This window comes from Streptomyces albireticuli (genome assembly GCF_002192455.1).
GTDB classification, from domain to species: Bacteria; Actinomycetota; Actinomycetes; order Streptomycetales; family Streptomycetaceae; genus Streptomyces; species Streptomyces albireticuli_B.
In genome coordinates, this window is record NZ_CP021744.1 from 6498650 (window position 1) to 6523583 (window position 24934).

A 24934-nucleotide genomic window follows, 5' to 3' on the forward strand; every position below is an offset into this window, starting at 1 on the left:
AAACCCATTAGAACAAGCAAATAATTGTAGTGTTCATCGCGTAGCATCGCTTATATGAACCTGGACCGCCTGCGGACCCTCAACGCCGTCGCCCGCCATGGCTCCGTCAGCGCCGCCGCCGACGGGCTCCATGTGACGACCTCCGCCGTCTCCCAGCAGCTCGCCAAGCTGGAGCGGGAGACCGGCCAGCAGCTGCTGGCGAAGCAGGGCCGGGGCGTGCGCCTCACCGACGCCGGACGGCTGCTCGCCGACCACGCCTCCCGGATCCTCTCCCAGGTCGAGCTGGCCCAGGCCGACCTGGAGGCGCAGCGCGGCCAGGCCGTCGGCGAGCTGCTGCTCGGCGCCTTCCCCACCGCCGCCCGCGGCCTCTTCCCCACCGCGCTCGCCGAGCTGCGCACCGCGCACCCCCAGCTGCGCGCCCGGCTGGAGGAGATGGAGCCGGACGAGGCCGTGCCGCGCGTGGTGCGCGGTGACATCGACCTCGCCGTCGTCCTCGACTGGTACAACAAGCCGCTGCCCATGCCGGACGGCCTCGCCAAGGCCCCGATCCTCGACGACCCCGCCGACGTGGCGATGCCCGCGGACCACCCGCTCGCCGACCGCGCGGAGGTGGACCTGGAGGAGTTCGCCGACGACGAATGGGTCTCCTGGCCGCGCGGCGAGTTCTGCCACGACTGGCTGATGCTCACGCTGCGCGGCAAGGGCATAGAGCCCCGTATCTCCCACATGGCCGAGGAACACCACACCCAGCTCGCGCTGATCGCCGCCGGGCTGGGGGTCGCGGTCGCGCCCCGACTGGGGCGGGGCCCGGTGCCGGAGGGGGTGCGCGTGGTGCCCGTGCGGCACACGATGCGCCGCCACGTCTACGCGATCTGGCGCGCGGACGCCGACCGCCGCCCGTCGATCCGCGCGGCGGTGGACGTGCTGCGCGCGGCGGGCGCCCGGATCTCCGGCGAGCCCGCGGAGGCCTGAGCGGCCCGAGCGGTACGGGCCTACCCCTGCCCCGCCATTTTGCGGAAGTCCCAGGAGACGGTCGTCCCCGGCGTCAGGCGCAGCCAGGCGTGGCGGCCGTCGTGCGGCATCGCGGCCAGGCCGAAGTACTTGGCCGCGAACAGCGCCTCCGGGGCGTCGAGCTCCGCGCACGGCTCACCGGTGCGCGGCGCCTCGCCGACGAACTCGGCCGTGCCGGACAGCTCCGCGCCGCGCAGCTCCCCGTACTCCCGCCCGTCGTCGACCACCACCGCGATCCGCGCGTCGCCGCGCAGGTCGGCCCAGCGCCGGCTGCGCACGAGAGAGTAGAGCCACAGGGACCGGCCGTCCCAGACGAACCACAGGGCCCCGGCGTGCGGCCGGCCGTCCCGGCCGACCGTCGCCACCCGGCAGGTGCGCCGCTCCGCGAGGAAGGCGTCGAGCTCGGCCGGGGTCAGCATGATCCGGCGGCCCCGCCGCTGGGTGGCGGCCATCTCCGCACCTCCCGGTGGTCCCCGTGCATCTGACTGGTAGTCAGAAAGAATGGGGCCTCTTCCGGCGCCGCGCAATCCCCGCTAGCCTCACGCGGCCGAGCACCGACCCCGCGCCCCGGACGAGGGAGCCATGCCCCCGCCACCCGACCCGTTCGCCGACCCCCTCCTCACCTCGTACACCGACCCGCGCGCCGAGCCGCCCGACCCCGCCACCACCGTCCTGCTCACCGTCGAGTGCCAGGAGGGCGTCGTCGGCACCGACAGCGCCCTGCCCGAACTCGCCGCCGCCGCGCGCACCTCCGGCGCCCTGGTCAACGTGGCGCGGCTGGTCGCCGGCGCGCACGCCGCCGGGGTCCAGGTCGTGCACGCCCTCGCCGAGCGCCGCCCCGACGGCCGTGGCACCGGCCGCAACGCCCGCCTCTTCCGCGCCGCCGAGCGGCTGCCCGTGCGGCAACTGGCCGGCACCAAGGCCGTCCGGGTCGCCGAGCCCGTCCCGGTCGCCGACGCGGACCTGGTCGTCCGGCGGCTGCACGGCCTCTCGCCGCTCGCCGGCACCGGCCTGGACGCCCTGCTGCGCAACCTCGGCTGCCGCACGCTCGTCGTCACCGGGGTCTCCGCCAACGTGGCTGTCCCCAACGCCGTCTTCGACGCCGTGAACCTCGGCTACACGGCCGTCGTCCCCGCCGACGCCATCGCCGGGGTGCCCGCCGAATACACCGAGGCGATGATCCGCCACACCCTCGCCCTCGTCGCCACCATCACCACGGCCGAGGCCGTGCTGCGCGACTGGCGGCGCCCGCGCCGGGCCCGCTGAACCCGCGACACCCGCACGGCCGGGCCCGCGACCCGGCCGGGCGGCCGCTCCACCCGGACGGCCGCGCCCACCCCGCCGCGCCCGGTGCCGGGGGCCCCGGCCCACCGCAGTAGCCTGGGGCAATGCTCCCCGAAGTCACCGCCACCCGGTATGTCACGCCCTTGCGTGAGGGTGGCTCGCTCCCCGGCATCGTCGAGGCCGACGATCTCGGCACGTACGTCATGAAGTTCACCGGCGCCGGGCAGGGCCGCAAGACCCTCGTCGCCGAGGTCATCTGCGGACAGCTCGGCCGGGCCCTGGGCCTGCGCGTCCCGGACCTCGCCAAGATCCAGCTCGACCCGGTCATCGGCCGCGGCGAGCCGGACCAGGAGGTGCAGGGGCTCCTCAAGGCCAGCGGCGGGCTCAACCTCGCCATGGACTTCCTGCCCGGCGCGCTCGGCTTCGACCCCCTGGCCTTCGAGACCGACGCGGCCGAGGCCGGCCGGGTCGTCTGGTTCGACGCGCTGATCAACAACGTCGACCGGTCCTGGCGCAACCCCAATCTCCTGGTGTGGCACGGACAGCTGTGGCTCATCGACCACGGCGCGACGATGATCTGGCACCACAACTGGCCGTCCGCCACCGCCGCGGCCGGCAAGGCCTACGACGCCTCCGACCACGTCCTGGCCTCCTTCGCGCCGGACGTCGCCGGCGCGGCGGCCGCCCTCGCCCCGAAGGTCACCGAGGAGCTGCTGACCGAGGTCGCCGCCGACGTGCCCGACGAGTGGCTCGTGGACGAACCGGGCTTCGACAGCCCGGACGCGCTGCGCCGCGCCTATGTCGAGGTGCTGCTGGAGCGCGCCGCCACCATCGGCGACCGCGTCGTCCTCGGCGAACGAAGCAAGGACAAACCCTCGCAGGCGCCGGAGTGGGTGCGTGTCAGGCTCGACGGAAAGGCCGGCAAGTGACCGGGCGCCACAACGGACGCGACGTCTTCGAATACGCCCTGCTGCGCGTGGTCCCGCGCGTGGAGCGGGGTGAGCAGATCAATGCCGGGGTCGTCGTCTACTGCCAGGCGAAGTCCTACGTGGCCGCCCGCGTCCACCTGGACGAGGCGCGGCTGCTGGCCCTCGACCCGACCGCGGACGTCGCGGGCGTACGGGCCGCGCTGGGCGCCGTGGAAGGCGTCTGCCTCGGCGGGGAGCGGGCCGGGCAGGCCGCCGAGGACGCCCCGGGGCGCCGCTTCCGATGGCTGATCGCGCCGCGCTCCACGGTCGTCCAGCCCGGCCCGGTGCACACCGGGCTGACCGCGGACCCCGAGGGCGAACCGGAGCGCCTCCTCGACCTGCTGGTGCGGTGAGGGTGCCGGGCCGCGCCAGGGGGCGCGGCCCGAGGCGTTGACAGCGGGTGGCGGGGCTTCTAGCGTCTGATCCACTAGCTACTAAGCGGTTGCTCACCTGCTCGGCCGGGGTGGCGCCGCTGGAGCCGAGCCCGACGTCGACGCCGACGTCTCCGAGGTGAGGAGAGCCCCGCATGTCCACCACCGAGCAGCGCGTAGCCGTCGTGACGGGCGCGGCCCGTGGCATCGGCGCCGCGACCGCCGTCCGCCTGGCCGGGGAGGGCCGCGCGGTCGCCGTCCTCGACCTCGACGAGGCGGCCTGCGCGGGCACCGTGGAGAAGATCACGGCGGCGGGCGGCACGGCCCTCGCCGTCGGCTGCGACGTCTCGGACTCGGCCCAGGTCGAGGCCGCCGTCGCCCGGATCGCGGACGGGCTGGGCGCCCCCGTCATCCTCGTCAACAACGCCGGGGTGCTCCGGGACAACCTGCTGTTCAAGATGAGCGACGACGACTGGGACACCGTCCTGAGCGTGCACCTGCGGGGCGCGTTCCTGATGTCGCGGGCCTGCCAGAAGCACATGGTCGACGCGGGCTTCGGCCGGATCGTCAACCTCTCCAGCAGCTCCGCCCTCGGCAACCGGGGCCAGGCCAACTACGCCGCCGCCAAGGCCGGCATGCAGGGCCTCACCAAGACCCTCGCCAAGGAACTCGGCAAGTTCGGCGTCACCGCCAACTCCGTCGCCCCCGGCTTCATCGCCACCGACATGACCGCCGCCACCGCCGACCGCGTCGGCATGGGCTTCGAGGACTTCAAGGCCGCCGCCGCGAGCCAGATCCCGGTCCAGCGCGTCGGCGAGCCCGAGGACATCGCCAACGCCGTCGCCTTCTTCACCGGCGAGCAGGCCGGCTTCGTCTCCGGTCAGGTGCTGTACGTGGCCGGCGGACCGCTCAACTGACGGGGAGGGGAACGGACATGACCGCACCGGACAGCGGGAAGGTCGCCCTCGTCACGGGCGCCAGCCGCGGCATCGGATACGGCATCGCCGAGGCGCTCGTCGCCCGCGGCGACCGCGTCGTCATCACCGGCCGGGACGAGGAGAGCCTGAAGCGGGCGGCCGAGGCACTCGGCCCCGACCGGGTGCTCGGGGTGCCCGGCAAGGCCCACGACGAGGCCCACCAGGCCGCCGCCGTGGAGCGCGCGATGGACGCCTTCGGCCGCATCGACTACCTCGTCAACAACGCCGGGACCAACCCCGTGTTCGGCCCGATCGCCGAGCTCGACCTGGCCGTCGCCCGCAAGGTCTTCGAGACCAATGTGATCTCCGCGCTCGGCTTCGCCCAGCAGACCTGGCGGGCGTGGCAGAAGGAGAACGGCGGGGCGATCGTCAACATCGCGTCCGTCGCCGGGCTGGGCGCGTCGCCGTTCGTCGGCGCGTACGGCATCAGCAAGGCCGCCATGGTCAACCTCTCGCTCCAGCTCGCCCACGAGATGGCCCCCGGCGTCCGCGTCAACTCCATCGCCCCCGCCGTCGTGAAGACGAAGTTCGCCGCGGCCCTCTACGAGGGGCGCGAGGCGGAGGTCGTGGCGTCGTACCCGCTCGGCAGGCTCGGCGTGCCCGAGGACATCGGGGGAGCGGCCGCCTTCCTGCTCTCCGCCGCCGCCGCCTGGATCACCGGGCAGACGCTGGTGGTGGACGGGGGGATCTTCCTCAACGCGGGCTTCTGAGGCCGCGCGGCGGGCGATGTCAGTGGCCGCCGGTAAGTTCTCCGGTGTAAACGGATCGAACCCCGGAGGTTGTCGACGTGACCGTCACCGACACGCTGCCCGAGTCCTGGCGCGGAGTCCTCGGCGAGGAGCTGGAGAAGCCCTATTTCAAGGAGCTCACCGACTTCGTCGAGGAGGAGCGGGCGAACGCTCCGGTGTACCCGCCGCGCGGCGAGGTCTTCGCCGCGCTGGAGGCCACGCCGTACGAGCGGGTGAAGGTCCTCGTCCTCGGACAGGACCCCTACCACGGGGCGGGTCAGGGACACGGCCTCTGCTTCTCGGTCCGGCCCGGCGTCAAGACCCCGCCCTCCCTGCGCAACATCTACAAGGAGATGCGCGAGGAGCTCGGCTACGACGTCCCGGACAACGGCTACCTCCAGCCGTGGGCCGAGCAGGGCGTCCTGCTGCTCAACGCGGTCCTCACGGTCCGCGGCGGTGAGCCCAACTCCCACAAGGGCAAGGGCTGGGAGAAGTTCACCGACGCGGTCATCCGCGCCGTGGCCTCCCGCCCCGACCCGGCCGTCTTCGTGCTGTGGGGCAACTACGCCCAGAAGAAGCTGCCCCTGATCGACGAGACGCGCCACACGGTCGTCAAGGGCGCGCACCCCTCGCCGCTGTCGGCCAAGAAGTTCTTCGGCAGCCGCCCCTTCACCCAGATCAACGAGGCGGTCGCGGCCCAGGGCCACGAAGCGATCGACTGGCGCATCCCGGACCTGGCGGTCTGAGCCCGGTCCGCGCGTGAGGGTGTACGGACACGGCCGCGGCGCCCGCCCGGCTCAGTGCCCGTACACCTGGCCGCAGATGCGGTTGGCGTCGCCGCCCTGCTGCCAGCGGCCGTAGTCGCGGCCCATGGCGCAGACATTGCCGCCGCCCTTGGCCGGTGCCGGGGCGGGGGCGGGCGCCTCGTGGCGGGGCTCGGAGGCGTGGCCGCTCGCGGGCGGGTCCGAGTGGTGCTGGGGGGCGGGGGTGTCCTGACGCGGTGCGGACCGCTCCGGGGAGGCCGCCTGAGGGCCCGCGTCCCGGGAGGGGCCGGACGAGCCCGGGGCCGAGCCCGAGTCCGAGGGGGACGAGGAGTGCGCGCTCCGGCCGGGGGAGCGGTCGGCCGGGCCCGAGGAGCCGGCCGGGCCGGACGGCCCGGAGGGGCCCGAGCGGGCCGGGCGATCCGCGTGGCCGGAGGGGCCGGAAGGGCCTGAGGGGCTTGAGGGGTCCGTGAATACGGAAGGCGCGGAAGGGTCCGCCGGATTCCAGAACCTCTCCAGGTCCCGGGGGGCTCCGGGGTGCGAGAGGTCGGACGGGTCCCAGAACGTCGGTGCGCCGCCCAGCCGGTCCGGATCCCCGCCGCGCCCGGTGCGGGGACCGGCACCCGGGCCGTCCGGCCCCGTCGTGGCCAGTGCCTCGCGGGCCGGGCCCGGGCCGGTGCGGGGACCGGAGCCCGACCACCGCGACGAGCCGGCCGGGGCGTGGGCGGCGGTGTGCGGGGACACGGATACGCAGCCGGTGGTGGCCATCATCGCCACCACCGTCAGGGCTGCCGCTGCGGGGACTCGATGCACTCGCTCAACTCTGCTGCCCTGGGGAGGGGGTTGGGAATGCCCCGGAGGGGTGATGTGCGATCATCCGCCTGCCGGCGGGGCTTTCCCCACCCCGCCCCTTCCCGTAACCGGGGGCTTCGCCCCCGGGCCCCCTTCCGCGCTGACGCGCGGTGTCCTCAAGCGCCGGACGGGCTGATTTCAGCCCGTCCGGGGGCACCTCCCAGCGGTAGCTGGGGGAGCTTGAGGACCGGAGCCCGGGGCGGAGCCCCTCACGCGGCGGAGCCGCACATCGGATGCGGCGGGAAGGGGCGGGACTGCGGAAAGGTCACCCCAGCACCCCCCGCAACAACTCCCGCGCGCTGACCCGCAACCCCTCCACCCCCGGCACCTCCGCGTGGTACGACCCCGCCGCGCACGAGAACATCAACCCCTCGCACCAGGCCAGCACCGACAGCGCGTGCCGCTCCGGGGCCTTCGAGCCCGCCGCCGTCAGCAGCGCGACGAGGGGCTCGCGGAAGGCGCGGCCCTCCGTGTCGTAGATGGCTCGCAGCTCGGGCCGGCGTGAGGCCTCCAGGGCCAGTTCGTAGCGGGCGATCAGGAGTTCGCGCCGGCCGGTCAGGGTGCGGTGCAGGGCGAGCGCGATCGCGTCGGCGAGCGCTTCGGGGCCGTCCGCCGGATCGGGCAGTTCCTTCAGGGCCAGCACCTCGCCCTCGCGCACGGCGAGCCGCCGCACCGCCGCCTCCAGCAGCGCGAGCCGGGTCCGGGCCTGGTTGGACGTCGAGCCGGTCGGCAGGCCCGCCGCCTCGTCGACGGCCCGGTGGGTCAGCCCGCGCATGCCGCGCTCGGCGAGCAGGTCGAGGGCGGTGTCGGCGATCAGCCGGCCGCGGGCGGCTCCGGCGGGCAGCCGCACCAGCGGCTTCCCAGGGTACTGCGCGGGTTCCTTCTCCACTGACATGCCTTCAACCTACCGCCCGCACTACAGGGGTAGTATCGTCAGGCGAACTACAGGCGTAGTCATCCGGAGGTAAGTCCATGCGAGAGCTCCGAGCCGTCGTCATCGGTGGCGGGGTGGGAGGCCTCACCGCCGCTGCCGCCCTGCACCACCGCGGCTGGGACGTCACCGTCCTCGAACGCGCCGCCTCGCTCGAACCCGTGGGCGCCGGGATCGCCCTCGCGGCCAACGCCCAGCGCGCCCTCGACACCTTCGGCGCGGGCGACGCCGTACGCGCCCTGTCGGTCCCGCAGGTGGACGGCGGACTGCGGCGCCCCGGCGGGTACTGGCTCTCCCGCACGGACAACGCGGCCGCCGCCCGGCGCTTCGGCGGCCCCGTCGTCGTCGCGCACCGCGCCGACGTCATCGCCCTGCTCGCCTCCCGGCTCCCCGAGGGCGCCGTGCGCACCGGGGTCCGCGGGGAACTCGCCGACCCCGGCGGGCCGGACCGGCCCGCCCGCGTCACCACCCCCGGCGGCGTCCTGGAGGCCGAGCTCGTCGTCGGCGCCGACGGCATCCACTCCGCCGTCCGCGCCGCGCTCTTCCCCGGCCACCCGGCACCGCGCTACACCGGCTTCACCACCTGGCGCTTCGTCGTCCCGGCGGCGGCCGCGCCGCAGGGCGGGACCACCGCCCACGAGACCTGGGGGCCCGGCCGGCTCTGGGGCACCGTCCCCTGCTCGACGGCCGCGTCTACGCCTACGCCCAGGCCGCCGCGCCCGCCCGCGCGCAGTCCCCGGGCGGCGAACTCGCCCAGCTGCGCCGCCTCTTCGGCGACTGGCACCACCCCGTGCCGGAGCTCCTCGCCGCCGCCGACCCCGCCGCCGTGCTGCGCAACGACGTCCACAGCGCCGCCGACCCGCTGCCCGCCCACCACCACGGCCGGGTCGCCCTCCTCGGCGACGCCGCCCACTCCATGACCCCGAACCTCGGCCAGGGCGGCTGCCAGGCCGTCGAGGACGCGGTCGTCCTCGCCCACCTGGCCGCCGAGGCCGCCACGGTGCACGGCGGCGACCCGCTGCCCGCGCTGCCGCGCTACACCGCCGAGCGGCTGCCCCGCACCACGGCGGTCGTCCGCCGCTCCGCCCGCGTCGGCCGCCTCGCCTGTCTCTCCTCCCGGTCCGGCCGCCTCCTGCGCGACGCCGCCCTCGTCGCGGCGGACCGCTTCGCGCCCCACCTCGCCCTGCGCGGCCTCGACGGAGTGGCCGACTGGCGCCCACCCGCACACCCGTATGCTGCTCAAACGGGAACGCGTACCAAGGAGGCTCCGTGAAGGTCGGCTGCATCGGGCTCGGCGACATCGCGCAGAAGGCGTACCTGCCGGTGCTCACCACACAGCCGGGGCTCGAACCCCACCTCCACACCCGCACGCCCGAGACCCTCCACCGCGTCGCCGACACCTACCGCGTCCCCGACGCGCACCGCCACACCGACCTCGACTCGCTGCTGGCCGCCGGCCTCGACGCGGCCTTCGTCCACGCGGCCACCGCCGCGCACCCCGAGATCGTCACCCGCCTCCTCGAAGCGGACGTGCCCGTCTACGTGGACAAGCCCCTCGCCTACGACCTGGCCGGCAGCGCGCGCCTGGTCCGCCTCGCGCGGGAGCGCCGGGTGAGCCTGGCCGTCGGCTTCAACCGCCGCCACGCCCCCGGCTACGCCCAGTGCCTGGACCACCCGCGCGACCTGATCCTGATGCAGAAGAACCGGGTCGGGCTCGCCGAGGACCCGCGCACCCTCGTCTTCGACGACTTCATCCACGTCGTCGACACCCTGCGCTTCCTCGCCCCCGGGCCCGTCGAGCACGTCGACGTCCGGGCCCGGGTCCGCGACGGCCTGATGCACCACGTGGTGCTCCAGCTGTCGGGCGACGGCTTCACCGCCATCGGCACGATGAACCGGATGAGCGGCTCCACCGAGGAGATCCTGGAGGTCTCCGGCCAGGACACCAAGCGGCAGGTCGTGAACCTCGCCGAGATCGTCGACCACAAGGGCCAGCCGAGCGTCCGCCGCCGCGGCGACTGGGTGCCCGTGGCCCGTCAGCGCGGTATCGAGCAGGTCGTCGGCGTCTTCCTCGACGCGGTACGGGCGGGCGAGGTGCTGGACGCCGAGGACGCGCTGCGCACCCATGAGCTCGCCGAACGGGTCGTCAACGCCGCTCTGGAGCAGGCTTCCTGACGGTTCCTCCGGAACGCCTCCGGCGCAGCGCCCGCGCGGTCGCGGCGGCGGCGTAGCAGACCAGGACCGTGACCGAGCCGAGGACCGCCCAGTCGCCGGTGCGGACGTACGGGCTGGTGCCCCGGGCGAGGGGCACCTCGTAGACGGCGGCGGCGCTGCGCTCCGTGCCCAGCGGGGCGCCCACCGTCTCCCCGCGGGGGCCGGCGACCGTGCTCACCCCGGTCAGCGTCGCGTGCACCACGGGCCGCCAGGTCTCGGCGGCCCGCAGCGCCGCCAGCGAGGCGTGCTGCCGCGGCGCCCAGCTGTGCTGGAAGGTGGAGGTCGCCGACTGGGCGACGAGCACCCCGGCGCCGTCCCGCGCCAGCTTCCGGCTCATGTCGGGAAAGGCCGACTCGAAGCACACCAGCGGTCCGATCCGCAGCCCGGACGGCAGCCGCATCACCACCGGCCGTTCGCCGCGCCGCCGGTCCTCGCCCGCGGCCTTGCCCACCGAGGTGGCCCAGCCCAGCAGCGAGCGCGCCGGGACGTACTCCCCGAACGGCACCAGCCGCATTTTGTCGTACCGGTCCCCGGTGGGGCCCGTGGGGCCGATCAGCACGGAGCTCTTGAAGATCCCGGGCCGGTCCGCGCGGCGGGCGTCGACGTTCACCAGCAGATCGGCGCCGGTCTCCTGGGAGAGCGCGGCGAGCCGCTTCCGCAGGTCGGGCCGCCGGTCCAGATCCTCGCCCACGCTGCTCTCGCCCCAGACCACCAGGTCAGGGCGTTGCCCGGCCAGTTGCCGGGTCAGCTCCTCCTCGCGGTCGAAGCGCCGCTGCGGGCTGTGCGCGCCAAAGACCACGCCCGGCTGGACGACGGCGATCCGGACGTTGCCCGCGGCCCGCGGCTGCGGGGCCCACAGCCACCCACCGGCGGCGACCGCGGCGCACGCGAGCGCGCCCACCGCCCCGGTGGCGCGTGCGCGCGGGGCACAAATCAGCGTGGCGAGGGCCGTGTTGAGGGCCACGAGGAGGAAACTAACCAGCCAGATCCCACCCAGGGAAGCCAGTCTGAGGGCGGGTGGCACCTGCCATTGACTCGCTCCGAACAGCCCCCAGGGGCCACCCAAGTACTCCCACGATCGGACAAGTTCGACCATCAACCAGGCGGAGGGGACGACGACGAGAGCCGCCGCGCACCGCCCGGCGCCGGGTGATCCTCCCAGCAGGCGATGCACCACCAGTCCCCACGGCGCCCACAACAACCCCAGCAGCGCCGCGAGTACCAGAATGAAGACATGCAGACTCGGCAGCAGCCAATGGTGCACCGCGAGCAGGAAACCAGCCCCGCCCAGCCAGCCTTCGAGCGCCGCCCGGCGGCCCGTGGCGGCCGAGCGGACCAGCAGCAGCCACGGCGCGAGGGCCACGTAGGCGAGCCACCACAGGGCCGGCGCCGGAAAGCACAGGGCGGGCAGCGCGCCCGCCACCACGGCCAGGGCGCCACGGCGCCAGGGACCGGCGCGGAGCGGGCCGTACCGCCGGACCGACGATGCCATCGCCATGCCTTGCCTCCCTCGGGCTCGACGATCACCAGTGTCGGGGATCCTCGATCATCCGTCCCTGCCAGGTGTGAGCGGGATCCGGCCATCCCTCAGTTTTTCGAACAACGGAGGATCATGAGGAAAAAACCCCGACAACGGTGTGCAATATTCAACCGTTCCTACCCTTCCGGAGGGCGGCTTTGACTCGATTCGATCGAAAACGATCCGAGGTGAACCTTGCGTCCCGTGCTGGAAAGGTGTGACCGGATATGCGTAACGGGTTATCCGCGGTCCGCCCTGGGCAGGTACCGCGCAAAAGTGGACAGGAACGCTGCGAGTCGGCCTGGGGAGGCGGCGTGACAAGCGTGCGAGACCGCATAACAGTCCAGCCCTTGGAGATCGTGCCTTTCTACTGTCCGATAGCGCCGGCGGTCCATCCCCGGGTGCGGGAGATCGACGACGCCTCGGTGGACTGGATGCTCCAGCAGGAGCTCGATACCTCTTCCCACCAGCGGCAACGCCTCATCCGGTGCGACTTCGGCGGCCTGACGGCGAGGACCATGCCCTACGGGCAGGTCCGCCCGCTGACGGTGGTGGCGAAGCTGCATTCGGTGCTCTTCTCCTTGGACGACGCCCTCTGCGACGAGGCGGGCGCCACGGCTCACGGCCTTGCCCATACGACCTCCCGCATCATGCGCGTCCTGGAGGCGCCGACACCGGCCTGGCCGGACGACTCGCCCCACGCGGCGGCGCTCCGCGCCGTCCGCCTGGAGCTGGCCGAGCACGCCACGCCCGGCCAGTTACGCCACTGGACCGAAGGCATGCGCACCTATATGTCCGGCCTGGTGTGGGAGGCGGCGTGCCGCCGCGACCGGGCACTGCCGTCCGTCAACGACTACGCCGCCATGTGGATGCGCGCCATCGGCATGGCGCCGTCCACCGCGCTCATGGACATCGCCGGGGGGTACGAGCTCCAGGACCAGGACCTCGACCGGCCCGAGATCCGGGCCATGACCGAAATGACCTGGACCCTCGTGGCCTGGGACAACGACTTCTACTCGCGGAACAAGGAGATCCAGCGAGCCGGTGACAACCTCAACCTGATCGACGTCCTCGCCCAGGAACGGGACTGCACGCCCGCCCGCGCGCAGGAGGAGGCCATGGCGATGCGCGACCGTGTCATGACGCTCTTCCTGCGCTTGCGCGAGCAGCTCTGGCCCCGCTCCGGTGTCGAGCTGCGCTGCTACCTCGTGGCGCTCGGCCAGTTCGTCCGCGGCCACCTCGACTGGGCCTCCGCCTGCGCCCGTTACGCCGATCCCTACGGGAGCGGCGAGCCCGCGCGGTGGTGGAAGTCGGCCCCGGCCGACGACAGCCCGGAGCCGCTGCCCCTGCCCGCCGTCGCCTGGTGGTGGGACCAACTCGAATCCACCCCCTATCCGCGCCGCAGCCAGCGGCGCAACGACCTCCACCACGACGTCCGGGACGGGGTGGCCCGGCCGGACGGCGCCGGCGTGACCACCGGCTGTTCGAGCCGCTCCGGCTGAACGGAGGAGGCCGGTCCTTCCGGTGCGCGGTCCTCGGCGGGCTCCGGGGGCAGCGGCGGCTGTGCCGCGAACTTCACCGGAAGGGCCGTCAGGTGGCGGGACATCAGCGCGGAGGCGTAGACCAGTTCGGACTCCTCCACCGCCAGGGTGAGGTCGGGCAGCCGCAGCAGCAGGGCGTCGATGCCCGTGTCCGCGATCGCCCGGCCCACGTCCTGCCCGGGGCACTCGTGGGCACCCCCGCTGAACGCCAGGTGGGAGCGGTTCCCGTGGATCGGCAGGTCCGGATCGGGGCGGACCACCGTGTCCATGTTGGCGGCGGCCAGCCCGAGCACCAGGGCGTCACCCTCCTTGATCGGCTGCCCGGCCAGCTCGGTGTCCTGGGTGGCCCAGCGGCCGAGGATGGTGATGAAGGGCGGCTCGTCCCACAGCACCTGCTCGACCGCGTCCGGCAGCGTCATATGGCCGCCCGCGAGCGAGGCCCGGAAGCGGACGTCCGTGAACACCATCTTCAGGGTGTTGGCGATGAGGTTCGCGGTGGTCTCGTAGGCGGCGATGAGCACCAGCCGCAGATGCTGCTGCACCTCGTCGTCGGTGAGCCCGGAGGGGTGCTCCAGCAGCCAGCTCGTGAAGTCCGAGCCCGGCTCCACCCGCTTGCGGGCCACCAGCTTGCGGAGCGTCTCCTGGACGAACTCGTTGCTCGCGACCGCCGTCTCGGTGCCCTTGATCATGTCGCGGGCCGCGTTGACCAGCCGGGTGTCGTACGCCTCTGGCATGCCCAGCAGCTGGGTCATCGCCATCATCGGCAGGTGCTCCGCGAACTGGTGCACCAGATCGGCGCGGCCCGCCTCGCAGAAGCGGTCCACCAACTGGTTGGCGAAGCGGGTGACATGGCGCCGGATGCCGCGCTTGTCGAAGCGCGCGATGCCGTCGTTGACCGCGCCGCGCCAGCGCTCGTGCTGCTGCCCGTCCGCGAAGACGCAGATGGGCTGCCAGGTGGTGATCGGCGTCAGCGGGTGGTCCGGGGCGATCCGGCCCTCGCGCGCCTCGCGCCAGAGCCGGGAGTCCCGCGAGAACCGCGAGGGGGTGCGCGCGACGTCGAGGTTCTCGCGGTAGCCGAGCACCAGCCAGGCGGGCACGTCGCCGTGCAGCAGGACGGGCGCCACCTGGCCGTGCTTCTCGCGCAGCCGCTCGTACAGCCCCATGGGGTCGGCCTCGGCCTCCGGTCCGTAGAGCCGGGTGACACCGCCCGGGCCGTGGGCGGGGCACTGCGGGGGAGGCACGGCCATGGAGTCGGCGCGGGAGTGTTCGGGGGGGAGGGTCACTGAGGCTCCGGGGAGGCGGTCGTGAGGGTGTACAGATAGCGCATGAGGGTCAGCAGGGTGTCGCGGCAGGAGCCGCGGTCCCGGGCGTCGCAGTCGACCATGGGCACGGAGTCCTCCAGGTCCATCGCCGCGCGGAGCTCCGCCATGGGGTAGGTGGGGGAGCCGGGGAAGCGGTTGACGCCCACGACGAACGGGACGCCGCGCTCCTCCAGGCGGCCGATCACGTCGTAGCTCACCTCCAGCCGGCGGGTGTCGAGCAGCACCACCGCGCCGAGCGCCCCTTCGAAGAGGCCGTTCCACAGGAACCAGAAGCGCTCCTGGCCGGGGGTGCCGAAGAGGTACAGCACCAGCTGCTCGTTGATGCTGATCCGGCCGAAGTCCATGGCCACGGTGGTCTCGGTCTTGTGCTCGACCCCGGCCAGGTCGTCCACGCCGACACCGGCCTGGGTCATGGTCTCCTCGGTGGTCAGCGGCCTGATCTCACTGACCGCGCCCACCAGGGTCGTCTTTCCCACGCCGAAGCCGCCGACGATGACGACCTTGACGGCCGCGGTGGCGGACGCCGGCAGGACGTCCTCGCGCCGCGGCCCCGCGGGGGTGTCGGGGCCGTACGGGGAGGCGTACGGGTCAGAGCTTCTGTAGTCCATTCATCACCGCCTCCAGAAGTCGGACGTCGGGCAGGGCCGCCGCCGGGACCGGGGGGCGGGCCTCCACCTGTCGGCCCGCCAGCAATTCGGTGAGAAGCTGGGTCAGGGTGCTGACCGGCAGCTCCAGATAAGCGGATATCTCCGCGACGGAGAGCGGGTAGTGACACATCCGGACGATGGCCGCGTGCTCCGGCTGGAGACCGGCCTCGGACTCCGTCCGGGACACGATCAGGGTGACGAGATCGAGCTCGGTCCGCCGCTGCTCCGCGCGGTCCTGGCCGCCGGTGAGGATGTACAGCCGGTCCGGACTGCCGGGCGCTGTCGCTGGGTCGGGTCCGGCCCCGTTCATGTCACCGGCCCGCCGACCCGGGGGGGACTGGTGAGGTGCGAGCCGATGCGGGCCACCAGGTCCCGCATCCGCAGGCCCATCAGCTCGGCGTCCACGTCGTCGTCGGCCAGCACGGCGAGATACGCTCCGGCCCCGGCGGCCATGAGGTAGAAGAAACCGCCGTCGACCTCGATGACGACCAGCCGCATCTGTCCGTCCCCGCGCGGATTCGGGAACTCCGCGGCGATGGCGGCGGACAGGCTCTGTAGTCCGGCACACGCGGCGGCGAGACGGTCGGCGACGTCAGGGTCGGTGCCGTGCTGGGCCATGCGCAGGCCGTCCGAGGACAGCACGATCACGTGCCGGGTCTGCGGAACGCCCGTTGCCAGGTCCTTGAGCATCCAGTCCATGTTGAACCGCGGCTGCGTCACTTGGCTACTCTTCCTTGTCTGACGAGAGATCACTGTTCGGCCGGTCGGGATCCGGCTCCGGGAGCTCCCCGTTGATGCCTCTGGTGAAGGCCGCCAGCCACATGCCGGGCTGCTTGGGCGGCTGCTCCGGGAGGCTGTCCCGCTCGGGCCCCGGCTGCACCGGGACGCTCGGCCGGGTGCGCATCGCCTGCTCCCGCTCCCTTTCGCGCTGGGCGGCCGCGGCCCGGCCGAAGGGGAGCGGCGCGGGCCCGCGCCGCCGCCGGCGCTGCGGCAGTCCGCTGTCGCCCAGCGGCGGCGGGATGGGGTGCTCCATCATGGGCGGCGGCGTCTCGGGGCCGGGCGCGGGGATTCGCTGGCCGGGGCGCCGCTTGGACTTGAAGGGGGGCAGCTTGGGGGCGCGGGCGATGTCGCCGCCGGGGTGCTTGCTGGCGGTGATCAGGTCCATGGGGATGACCAGGACCGCCCGCACGCCACCGTAGGCGGAGGGCCGCAGCGACACCAGGAAGTTGTACGAGCGGGCGAGCCGCGCGACGACCGCCAGGCCCAGCCGGGGCGCCTCGCCCAGGTCGTCGAGGTCGAGCTCGCTCTCCTTGGACAGCACCCGGTCGGTGCGGCGCCTGGCCTCGTCGGTCAGGCCGACGCCGGCGTCCTCGATCTCGACCGCGATGCCGGACTGGATGTCCACGGCGGTCAGGTGCACCCGGGTCTGCGGCGGGGAGTAGCGGGTGGCGTTGTCCAGGAGCTCGGCCAGCGCGTGGATCACCGGCTCGACGGCGGGGCCGACCACGGCGACGTCCGCGACGGAGTGCAGGTCGACGCGGCGGTACTCGAGGATCCGGGACATGGCGCCGCGGAGCACGTTGTAGAGCGGGATCTCGTTCTTCCACTGGCGGCCCGGGCGGGAGCCGCCGAGCACGGCGATGCTGTCGGCCAGGCGGCCGGTCAGGGCGTTGCCGTGGTCGAGGTGGAGGAGATCGCCGAAGACGTCCGGGTCGTTGCCGTGCTTGTGCTCCATCTCCCGGATGTCGTAGGCCTGTTGGTGGACGATGGCCTGCACCCGGCGGGCGATGTTGACGAAGGCGCGCTGCGCGGAGTCGCGCATGCTCTCCTCCGCCTGGACCGCCTCGATGACGGACTTCAGCACGGAGCGGTGCGCCGCGGCGTAGCCCGGCTCCAGGTCGTGCGTCGGCAGGGTGTGCCGGAGGATCACCTCCGTGGGCTCACCGCGCTTCAGCAGGCGGACCGCCCGGGGCAGCAGCTCACGGGCCAACCGGAAGGTCTCCGCCTCGTGTTCGTCGAGCCGGTACCGCAGCGCGGTCTCCTGCTCGGCGCACCGGCGGCGCAGGGTGGTGATCACCCGGCCGCGCCGGGCCGCCTCGGAGGCCGCCAGTGCCACCGCGACCGTGGCCGAGGAGCCGCACCAGCCGACGGGGACGCGTGCCTCCGGGGTCACGGCGACCACCGCGGTTCCCGTGCACACCGCCAGCACCAGAGGTGAGATCAGCCATATCAGCGCGGAGACGGGCCGTCGCCGGTCTGACGAGCCAGTACCAACCATCGGGATCCTCGGAACTCTTGGAAACGCAGGAGAAAAAGGGGCGTGGGTGCCGGAGCGCAGCGGTCTTCGCGGTCTCGCGGAGAACGGCGACAGGGCGGCACTCGTCCGCAGCGTGCGGTGGGCGTGCACTGGTTGTGCAGCAGCCATGCACTGGCCACAACCCGCTGCGCGACATGGAGCGTAGCCGGTCGTCGAGGTGCTCCGGCGCGAAGTTGTCATATTCGCGGATTGGCCTGACGGGGGAATTGGCAAGGCCTCATAATGACCCCACGTCACAAATACCGAATGTGTTTCCGCATTTCCTGGATAAATGTTCGATCATGCCGGGGTGAGAGGTCCCCGGCGGCCGGAACCGCGCCGGCGTCACACCGCGTGAGCACCGGAGTCACGGGGGTGTCGTACGCGCGGTGCCACCGGATGGTTGCGGGCACGGCTCGAAGGTCACGCTCCCGGGTGGTGCGTCCGGCGAACCCTGCCCCTGGCCCGGCCGACCGGACTAGGCTCGCCCCCACCACATCCTCCCGGGAGTCAACGCCATGTCAGGGCCTCAGCGTGAACAGAACGCAGCCGCCGCCCTGTTCGAGCGTGAGCTTGAACTTGAGACAGCGGAACAGGCGGTGCACCGCCTGTGCGGGCACGTGAGTGAAGGGAGGAGCCGGCTCGGCGGACTTCTGCTCTACAGCGGCGAAGCGGGCCTGGGGAAAACGTCGTTGCTCTCCGAACTGCGCCGCATCGCCACCGAGACGGAGCGCTGCACCGTGCTCTTCGCGCGCGGCAGCGAGTCCTCGCGTTCCGTGCCGTTCAACGTCGTGCGCCAGCTCCTCCAGCCGGCCCTCGCCCCGATGACCACGGCGGCCCGGCAGGACCTGCTCAGCGGCTGGTACGACATCGCCGGCCCCGCGCTCGGCATCTCGCCGCCCAGCGGCCCGCAGGACCCACAGGGCGTGCGCGACGGACTCGACTGGCTGGTCACCCAACTCGCCATGAAGGGCGACCCCGTGGTCGTCATCATCGACGACGTCCACTGGTCGGACGCCGAGTCGCTGGCGTGGCTCACCTCCTACGCCGTGCGGCTGCGCGAGATGCCGCTGCTGGTCGCCCTCTCCTACCGCCCGCACGAACTGCCCGACCACACCCCGGCCTTCCGCGACCTCGTCGAAGGCCGCAGCGTGCGCCCCGTCGAGCTGCGCGCCCTCACGCCCGACGCGGTCGCCGGCCTGGTGCACTCGGCCTTCGACGGCAAGGCGGACGCCCCGTTCTGCCGCGAGGTCTGGGCCGTCACCGGCGGCAATCCCTACGAGGCCGTGGAGTTGATCGCCAAGGCCCGGGAGCGCGACCTCAAGCCGCTGGAGGAGTCCGCCGCCCTCCTGCGGGAGCTGGGCGCCGCCGCCCGGGGCAGCGGCCTCGTGGCCCGCCTGGACAGCCTGGGCAACGCCGTCACCCGGTTCGCCTTCGCCGCCGCGGTCCTCGGCACGGAGATCTCGCCCACCCTCGCCGCGAACCTCGCGGGCATGGGCCCGGCGCAGGGCGCCGACTGCGCGGACAAGCTGCGCAAGGCCCGTATCCTCACCGGCGTCCACCAGCTGGAGTTCGTGCACCCGCTGATCGCCACCGCGGTCTACAGCGCGATCCCCGCGGCCACCCGCACCGCGATGCACGGCCAGGCCGCGTGGGCGGTCTCCGAGGCGGGCCAGGGCGCCGCCGTGGCCTCCCGCCATCTGCTGGAGGTCCACCCCGACCACGACCCCGAGCTGGTCGAACAGCTGCGGGTGGCGTCCCGCGAGCACCTCGCCGTCGGCGCCCCGGACGCGGCCCGCCGCTGTCTGGAGCGCGCCCTGCGGGAGCCACCGCCCGAGGAGGAGCGCGCCTCCGTCCTCTACGAGCTGGCCTGCTCCACCCTGCTCACCTCGCCGTCCACCACCATCAACCACCTCAAGTCCGCCCTGGCCCTGCCGCACCTCACCGAGGAGCTGCGCGTGGACGCCACCTACCGCCTCTCCCAGGTGTACGCGCACAACAACCAGCTCAAGGAGGCCGCCGAGGTCCTCTCGGTGCAGGCGGCCCGCACCCCGCCGGGCGCGGGGCGGATGCGGCTCCAGGCCGCCCACTATCTGTGGAAGGGCATCCAGTCCGAGGAGGTGGACGCGCCCGCCAGGTCCCGGCGGATCTCCGAGCTCGCCGACCACCTGCGGGGCCGGGACGACGCCGAGCGGGCCCTGCTCGCCATCCGCGCCTTCGACGGCGTGATCCGCGGCGAGGACGCCGTGCAGGTGCTCGACCGGATCGAGCGCGCGCTGGTGGACGGCCGGCTGGCCCACGGCATGAGCTGGACCAACACCGAGTGGGGCTTCGAACTCCCCAGCATCGTCGGCATCAGCTTCCTCTACACCGACCGGCTCGACCGCGCCAAGGAGCTGTTCGAGGAGGCCATCCGAGCCTTCGAGATCTCCGGCTGGAGCGGCATCCACCTCGCCTTCGCCCATGACTTCCTCGGCTACGCCTACCGTCGCCTCGGTGAGCTCGACAAGGCCGAGAAGCTGCTGCGCGAAGGGCTGCGGCTGGCCTACCGGCTGGGTCCCGGGCTGCCCATCCAGTGGGACGGCACCTGCATGCTCATCGACACGCTGCTCGCCCGCGGCGATGTGGCGGAGGCGCAGGTCGTCGCCGAGGAGAACGGCTTCCGCCCGCCCTACACCCCGGCGGTCGTGCTGCCCGACGCCATGTGCCTCGCCGGACGCCTGATGCTCGCCCAGGGGCGGCGGAAGGAGGCCGTCGCCGAGCTGGAGGCGGCCGGGCGCAGACTGGAGGAGCGCGGACGGCACAACACCGTCTGGGCACCCTGGGCACTCGATCTGGCCGTCGCGGTCGCGCCCGACGACCCGGAGCGCGCCCGCACCCTCTCGGGCCAGGCCGTGCGGAACGCCGCCCGGTTCGGCACCGACTCCGCGCTCGGTGAGGCGCTGCGCATGGCGGCCAAGGTCGCGGAGCCGGAGGACGCCCTGAAGATGCTCGACCAGTCCGTGGGGCACCTGCGCAAGTCCCCGTGCAAGTACGAGTTCGCGGCCGCCCTGGTCGACCACGGCGTCGCCCTGAACGGTGCCGGCCGTACGGCCGAGGCCGAGGAGCGGCTGCGCGAGGGCCGGGAGGTCGCCGAGTTCTGCGGTGCGCACGGTCTGGTCAGGACCGTCCGTTCGCTGCTGCCCGAGGCCGTGTGCGGGGAGGCCGAGCCGGCGGGCTGACGGGCGGGCCGCGCGGGCCCGCGGCACTCAGGAGGCGCGGCGGCCGGTCTTCTTGGCCGCGGTCTTCTTGGTGCTCTTGGCCGTGGTGCTCCTGGCCGTTGTCTTCTTCGCCGTGGAGGACGAGTTCTTCGCCGTGGAGGACGAGGACGAGGTCTTCCTGGCCGCCGCGCTCTTCTTGGGCGCGGCGGTCTTCTTGCCGGTTCCGCGCGCAGCCTTCGCCGCCGGCGCCTTCCTCCCGGCCGCCGGCTCCGAGGGCTTCTTCCCCGCGGAGTCGATGGACGCCTGGAGGGCGGCCATCAGGTCGATGACGTTGTCGGGCGCGGGAGCCGTCTCCTTGCGGGGCACGGGGCGGTCGGACAGGTGCGCGTCGATCAGCTCGCGGAGGGCGACCTCGTACTCGTCCTCCTGCTCCGCCAGGTCGAAGTCCTCGGAGAGCGTGTCCATCAGGCTCGTGGCCATCTTCAGCTCCTGCGGACGCACGGTGACCGAGGCCGGCGGGGCCAGGTCGCCGCTGTCGCGGACCTCGTCGGGCCAGTACATGGTGTGCAGGGTCAGCAGGTCGCCGTGGACGCGCAGCAGGGCCAGCGACTCCCGGGTGCGCAGCGCGATCTTGGTGACGGCCACCCGGTCCGTCTGCTTCAGGGTCTCCCTCAGCAGGACGTACGGCTTGTTCGCCGCCGCGCTCTCCGGCGCCAGGTAGTACGAGCTCGCCAGCTGGAGCGGGTCGATGCGGTCCGAGTCGACGAAGGCCAGGACGTCGATGAGCTTCTTGCTGGGCAGCGGCAGCCCCGCCAGCTCGTCCTGGGTGACGACCGCGGTGTGGCCCTCGTCGTCCTCGAAGCCCTTGGCGATGTGCTCGTAGTCGATCTGCTCACCGCACACGTCGCAGACGCGCTTGAGGTGGATCCGGCCGCCGTCCTTGTCGTGGACCTGGTGCAGCCGGACGCCGTGCTCCTGGGTCGCGGCGTACAGCCGGACCGGCACGGACACCAGTCCGAAGCCGATCGCACCTTTCCACATCGTTCGCATAGTTTGTTCCCTCCACGGGGAATTCCTACCTTATGCCCGCATCCTCGGACCGGCAGGCGGTGGAGATCGAGGGGCACCGGTTGTCCCTCTCCCACCTCGACCGGGTGCTGTTCCCCGCCTCGGGCCACACCAAGGCGCAGGTGCTGCACTACTACGCCCGGGTCGCCGGGGTGCTGCTGCCGCACGCCACCGGCCGGCCCGCCTCCTTCGTGCGTGCCCCGGAGGGCCTCACGGGCCAGAGCTGGGTGGCCAAGAACCCGCCGGGCGGGGTGCCCGGCTGGGTGTCCGTGGTGCCGGTCGAGCACCGGGAGGGCGTCACCGAGCAGGTCGTGATCGACTCCGCCGCCGCCCTGATCGCCATGGCGAACCTCGGGGCGTACGAGGTGCACGTCCCGCAGTGGACGGCCGCGGCCGGGCCCGACGCGCACGACCGCCTCGTCCTCGACCTGGACCCGGGGCCCGGCGCCGACCTGGTGCTGTGCTGCCGGGTCGCGCAGCGGCTGCGCCAGCTCCTGGACGACGACGGCCTGACCGCCCACGCCGTCGTCTCCGGCTCCAAGGGTCTCCACCTCTACGCCGCCCTGTGCCCCACACCCGGCCGGGCGGCCTCCGCCTACGCCAAGGAGCTGGCCGGCCGGATGCAGGGGGAGCACCCGGGGCTGGTGGTGGCCTCCATGGCACGCGCGGCCCGCCGGGGGAAGGTGTTCATCGACTGGTCGCAGAACGCGAGCGCCAAGACCACGGCCGCGCCCTACACCGTCCGGCTGCGCGACCGCCCGGGCGTCGCCGCCCCGGTCGGCTGGGACGAGATCGCCGCCTGCGCGGACCCCGGGGAGCTCGCCTTCACCCCGGAGGAGGTGCTCGACCGGGTCGCCGCCCACGGTGACCTGCTGGCGCCGCTCACCGGGGACGACACCCGCCGTCCGCTGCCCTGAGCGGGCGGCCGGCGCCTCACAGCCGGGTCAGGTCGGGGCGCAGCCGGTGCCAGGTCGGGTGGCGCAGATGGCCCGCCGGGGTCCAGCCGGAGAAGGTGACCTCGGCGATGAGCCGGGGCTCGACCCAGTGCGCGCCCGCCACCCCCGTGGGCCCCGCGAAGGGTGACTCCGGGCGGGCCAGGACCTCCAGATAGCGGGCGAGGTCGCGCCGCTCGCGCTCGGACAGCCCCGAGCCGACGGAGCCGGTGAAGCGCAGGCCGCCCGGCTCGTCCAGGCCGGTGAGGAACGCCCCGGGCAGCCCGGTCAGCATGCCCCGGCCCTCGGCCCAGCCGCCGATGACCACATCGATGGTCGTCACATGCTTCGTCTTGCGCCACTCGGGTGAGCGGACGCCCGGGAGGTAGAGGGAGGAGAGCCGTTTCGCCAGCACGCCCTCGAAGCCGTCCTTGAGGGTGGCGTCCCAGGCCCGCCGGCCGTGCCCCTCCATGTAGGCGGGCACCGACCAGTGCGTACCGCCCAGGCGGAGCCCGGCCAGGACGGACCGGCGGTCCCGGTAGGGCAGCTTGAGCAGCGACCGGTCGTCGAGGTGCATGATGTCGAAGACCATCAGGTGGACGGGGTACTCCATCGCCAGCTGGGCGGCGCGGCGCGGGTTCAGCACGTTCATGCGGCGCTGGAGCAGCCCGAAGTCGGGCCGCCCCTGGGTGTCGAGGACGACGACCTCGCCGTCCAGCACGGCCGCGTGGCGGCGGAACCGCTCGCCGAGCGCCCGGAGCTCCGGGTAGGTCGCGGTGGCGTCGTTGCCCGTCCGGGTGGTGAGGCGGACGGTGCCGTCGCCGGGCGCGGTGACGACGCAGCGTACGCCGTCCCACTTGACCTCGAACGCCCACGCCGCCTCGTCCCCCGGGGCGGGCAGCGGGCCGGGGGTGGCGAGCATCGGCTGGATCACGGGGATCGTGGCGTGGCCCATGTCTCCGATGATCAGGGGGAGCCCGGCCGCCCGCAGGTCGGCGCCGCCGGCCGGTGGCTCAGCGGGAGCGGGTCCACTCCAGGAGCTCGTCGGCCGTCCAGGTGGTGACGATCCGCTCCGCGGGCACCCCGCACTCCTCGGCCCGGGCGCAGCCGTGGATCTGCCAGTCGAGCTGGCCGGGGGCGTGCGCGTCGCTGTCGATCGAGAACAGCACGCCCGCGTCGAGGGCCTCGTGGATCAGCCGGCGCGGCGGGTCGAGGCGCTCCGGGCGGCTGTTGATCTCCACGGCGGTGCCGAAGCGGGCGCACGCGGCGAAGACCAGCGGCGCGTCGAACTCCGACTCGGGGCGTCCCTTGCCGCCCAGCAGCCGCCCGGTGCAGTGCCCGAGGACGTCGACGAGCGGGTTGGCGACGGCCGCGACCAGCCGGCGGGTCATGGCCTCCGCGTCCATCCGCAGCTTGGAGTGGACGGAGGCGACGACGACGTCCAGCTCCTCCAGCAGCTCCGGCTCCTGGTCGAGCGACCCGTCGGCGAGGATGTCGCACTCGATGCCCGTCAGCAGCCGGAAGCCGCCGCCCCCGGCCGCCAGCAGCTCGTTGACCTCGGCGACGACGGCGAGTTGCGCGCGCAGCCGCTCGGGGGAGAGGCCGCGGGCGATCGTCAGCCGGGGTGAGTGGTCGGTGAGCACCGCCCACTCGTGCCCGAGGGCGCGGGCGGTACGGGCCATGGCCTCGATCGGGCTGCCGCCGTCGGACCAGTCGGAGTGCAGGTGGCAGTCGCCGCGCAGTGCCGCGCGCAGGGTCTCGCCGCCCTCCGTGAGCGGCCCTGCGGCCTCCTCCTCCAGCCGCGCCAGATAGCCGGGGACGGCCCCGGCCAGGGCCTCGGCCACGACGGCGGCGGTCTTCGGGCCGATGCCCTTCTCCCTGGTCAGGGTGCCGGATGCGGCGCGGCGGCGGAGTTCCGCGGCGGGGAGGGCGCTGATGACGTCGGCGGCGGTGCGGAAGGCTTTGACGCGGTAGGTGGGGGCCTGGGTGCGTTCGAGGAGGAAGGCGATGCGGTCGAGGGCGTCCAGGGGGTCCATGGGGGCCGCCTTTCGCCGGGGTCGGTACCTACGGTGCGGGATGGTGGGGCGGGGCGCATGTGGTGGCGGGGGGCCTTCCCCTGCCCGCCCCTTCCCGCTGCATCCGATGTGCGGCTCCGCCGCGTGGCGGGGGCCGGCCCCCGGGCCCCCGTTCCGCGCTTCCGCGCGGTGTCCTCAAGCGCCGGACGGGCTGGATCTCGCTCAGGCCGGCTGTCTCCCGCGGGCAAGCACGTCCCGACCTGCCCGACGAGACCGGGGGCAGAGCCCTGTGAGGCG

The 24934-nt window shown here is 73.5% G+C and carries 23 protein-coding genes and 1 pseudogene; 12 read left to right on the plus strand and 12 right to left on the minus strand.

Annotated elements, in window-relative coordinates; translation table 11 throughout:
* Positions 1 to 54 precede the first annotated feature (54 nt).
* Complete coding sequence (locus SMD11_RS28250) at positions 55 to 972, plus strand: LysR family transcriptional regulator (protein WP_087929126.1); 918 nt, start codon at positions 55 to 57, stop codon at positions 970 to 972.
* Positions 973 to 992: 20 nt separating this feature from the next.
* Here the strand turns inward: SMD11_RS28250 and SMD11_RS28255 are convergent, their stop codons facing one another.
* The gene (locus SMD11_RS28255; RefSeq protein ID WP_087929127.1) at positions 993 to 1463 is read right to left on the minus strand and encodes a pyridoxamine 5'-phosphate oxidase family protein; all 471 of its coding nucleotides are present in this window, start codon (positions 1461 to 1463) and stop codon (positions 993 to 995) included.
* A 130-nt stretch (positions 1464 to 1593) separates the two neighbouring features.
* Here SMD11_RS28255 and SMD11_RS28260 point away from each other — a divergent pair, with 130 nt between their 5' ends.
* From SMD11_RS28260 to SMD11_RS28285, 6 genes are all read left to right on the plus strand, one after another.
* Positions 1594 to 2277, plus strand: a complete 684-nt coding sequence (locus SMD11_RS28260) for a cysteine hydrolase (RefSeq protein WP_087929128.1) — start codon at positions 1594 to 1596, stop codon at positions 2275 to 2277.
* 122 nt (positions 2278 to 2399) lie between these two features.
* Positions 2400 to 3224, plus strand: a complete 825-nt coding sequence (locus SMD11_RS28265) for a HipA family kinase (protein ID WP_087929129.1) — start codon at positions 2400 to 2402, stop codon at positions 3222 to 3224.
* On the plus strand, positions 3221 to 3616 hold the full coding sequence (locus SMD11_RS28270; protein ID WP_087929130.1) for a DUF3037 domain-containing protein: 396 nt from the start codon (positions 3221 to 3223) through the stop codon (positions 3614 to 3616). Before SMD11_RS28265 ends, SMD11_RS28270 begins: the two co-directional genes overlap by 4 nt.
* A 173-nt stretch (positions 3617 to 3789) precedes the next feature.
* Positions 3790 to 4551: a 3-oxoacyl-ACP reductase FabG gene (gene fabG, locus SMD11_RS28275; RefSeq protein ID WP_087929131.1), complete on the plus strand. Its 762-nt coding sequence runs from the start codon at positions 3790 to 3792 to the stop codon at positions 4549 to 4551.
* Positions 4552 to 4568: 17 nt separating this feature from the next.
* Positions 4569 to 5321, plus strand: coding sequence for an SDR family oxidoreductase (locus tag SMD11_RS28280; RefSeq protein ID WP_087929132.1), 753 nt, complete (start codon positions 4569 to 4571; stop codon positions 5319 to 5321).
* Positions 5322 to 5398: 77 nt separating this feature from the next.
* Positions 5399 to 6085: a uracil-DNA glycosylase gene (locus tag SMD11_RS28285; RefSeq protein ID WP_087929133.1), complete on the plus strand. Its 687-nt coding sequence runs from the start codon at positions 5399 to 5401 to the stop codon at positions 6083 to 6085.
* A 51-nt stretch (positions 6086 to 6136) separates the two neighbouring features.
* Here SMD11_RS28285 and SMD11_RS28290 read toward each other — a convergent pair whose 3' ends face one another.
* Both SMD11_RS28290 and SMD11_RS28295 read right to left on the minus strand, forming a co-directional pair.
* Positions 6137 to 6913, minus strand: a complete 777-nt coding sequence (locus tag SMD11_RS28290; protein ID WP_159395366.1) for a hypothetical protein — start codon at positions 6911 to 6913, stop codon at positions 6137 to 6139.
* 304 nt (positions 6914 to 7217) lie between these two features.
* Positions 7218 to 7847, minus strand: coding sequence for a TetR/AcrR family transcriptional regulator (locus SMD11_RS28295; RefSeq protein WP_107421980.1), 630 nt, complete (start codon positions 7845 to 7847; stop codon positions 7218 to 7220).
* Between the two features lie 77 nt (positions 7848 to 7924).
* Between SMD11_RS28295 and SMD11_RS28300 the strand changes: the two are divergent.
* Positions 7925 to 9156 (plus strand): annotated as a pseudogene (locus SMD11_RS28300) (FAD-dependent monooxygenase).
* Positions 9153 to 10058, plus strand: a complete 906-nt coding sequence (locus SMD11_RS28305) for a Gfo/Idh/MocA family protein (RefSeq protein ID WP_087929135.1) — start codon at positions 9153 to 9155, stop codon at positions 10056 to 10058. The pseudogene SMD11_RS28300 and the gene SMD11_RS28305 overlap by 4 nt, the downstream one beginning before the upstream one ends.
* On the opposite strand, the gene lnt is transcribed toward SMD11_RS28305, so the two are convergent.
* Positions 10030 to 11595 (minus strand): apolipoprotein N-acyltransferase, encoded by a 1566-nt coding sequence (gene lnt, locus SMD11_RS28310; RefSeq protein WP_418952488.1) that lies wholly within the window; start codon positions 11593 to 11595, stop codon positions 10030 to 10032. The two genes, SMD11_RS28305 and lnt, sit on opposite strands and share 29 nt — an antisense overlap.
* A gap of 380 nt (positions 11596 to 11975) precedes the next feature.
* Between lnt and SMD11_RS28315 the strand changes: the two genes are divergently transcribed.
* Positions 11976 to 13118, plus strand: a complete 1143-nt coding sequence (locus SMD11_RS28315; RefSeq protein ID WP_234366478.1) for a terpene synthase family protein — start codon at positions 11976 to 11978, stop codon at positions 13116 to 13118.
* Here SMD11_RS28315 and SMD11_RS28320 read toward each other — a convergent pair.
* The 5 genes from SMD11_RS28320 to SMD11_RS28340 are packed head-to-tail and all read right to left on the minus strand — an operon-like array spanning position 13007 to position 17404.
* Positions 13007 to 14440, minus strand: a complete 1434-nt coding sequence (locus SMD11_RS28320) for a cytochrome P450 (RefSeq protein ID WP_087929137.1) — start codon at positions 14438 to 14440, stop codon at positions 13007 to 13009. The two genes, SMD11_RS28315 and SMD11_RS28320, sit on opposite strands and share 112 nt — an antisense overlap.
* On the minus strand, positions 14437 to 15087 hold the full coding sequence (locus SMD11_RS28325; protein ID WP_087929138.1) for a GTP-binding protein: 651 nt from the start codon (positions 15085 to 15087) through the stop codon (positions 14437 to 14439). The genes SMD11_RS28320 and SMD11_RS28325 overlap by 4 nt, the downstream gene beginning before the upstream one ends.
* Positions 15068 to 15436, minus strand: coding sequence for a DUF742 domain-containing protein (locus tag SMD11_RS28330; RefSeq protein ID WP_087929139.1), 369 nt, complete (start codon positions 15434 to 15436; stop codon positions 15068 to 15070). The genes SMD11_RS28325 and SMD11_RS28330 overlap by 20 nt, the downstream gene beginning before the upstream one ends.
* The gene (locus SMD11_RS28335) at positions 15433 to 15825 is read right to left on the minus strand and encodes a roadblock/LC7 domain-containing protein (protein ID WP_221505784.1); all 393 of its coding nucleotides are present in this window, start codon (positions 15823 to 15825) and stop codon (positions 15433 to 15435) included. Before SMD11_RS28335 ends, SMD11_RS28330 begins: the two co-directional genes overlap by 4 nt.
* A 25-nt stretch (positions 15826 to 15850) precedes the next feature.
* Positions 15851 to 17404, minus strand: coding sequence for a sensor histidine kinase (locus SMD11_RS28340; protein WP_234366193.1), 1554 nt, complete (start codon positions 17402 to 17404; stop codon positions 15851 to 15853).
* Between the two features lie 536 nt (positions 17405 to 17940).
* Between SMD11_RS28340 and SMD11_RS28345 the strand changes: the two genes are divergently transcribed.
* On the plus strand, positions 17941 to 20643 hold the full coding sequence (locus tag SMD11_RS28345) for an ATP-binding protein (protein WP_087929141.1): 2703 nt from the start codon (positions 17941 to 17943) through the stop codon (positions 20641 to 20643).
* 27 nt (positions 20644 to 20670) lie between these two features.
* On the opposite strand, the gene SMD11_RS28350 is transcribed toward SMD11_RS28345, so the two are convergent.
* Complete coding sequence (locus SMD11_RS28350) at positions 20671 to 21663, minus strand: Ku protein (protein WP_234366194.1); 993 nt, start codon at positions 21661 to 21663, stop codon at positions 20671 to 20673.
* Between the two features lie 41 nt (positions 21664 to 21704).
* Between SMD11_RS28350 and ligD (SMD11_RS28355) the strand changes: the two genes are divergently transcribed.
* Positions 21705 to 22607 (plus strand): non-homologous end-joining DNA ligase, encoded by a 903-nt coding sequence (gene ligD, locus SMD11_RS28355; RefSeq protein ID WP_087929143.1) that lies wholly within the window; start codon positions 21705 to 21707, stop codon positions 22605 to 22607.
* Positions 22608 to 22623: 16 nt separating this feature from the next.
* On the opposite strand, the gene ligD (SMD11_RS28360) is transcribed toward ligD (SMD11_RS28355), so the two are convergent.
* Together ligD (SMD11_RS28360) and SMD11_RS28365 are read right to left on the minus strand one after the other, a co-directional pair.
* Positions 22624 to 23577 carry a non-homologous end-joining DNA ligase gene (gene ligD, locus SMD11_RS28360; RefSeq protein ID WP_087929144.1) on the minus strand — a complete coding sequence of 318 codons (954 nt, stop codon included), beginning with the start codon at positions 23575 to 23577 and terminating at the stop codon, positions 22624 to 22626.
* Between the two features lie 58 nt (positions 23578 to 23635).
* Positions 23636 to 24658 carry a PHP domain-containing protein gene (locus tag SMD11_RS28365; protein ID WP_087929145.1) on the minus strand — a complete coding sequence of 341 codons (1023 nt, stop codon included), beginning with the start codon at positions 24656 to 24658 and terminating at the stop codon, positions 23636 to 23638.
* Positions 24659 to 24934 lie beyond the last annotated feature (276 nt).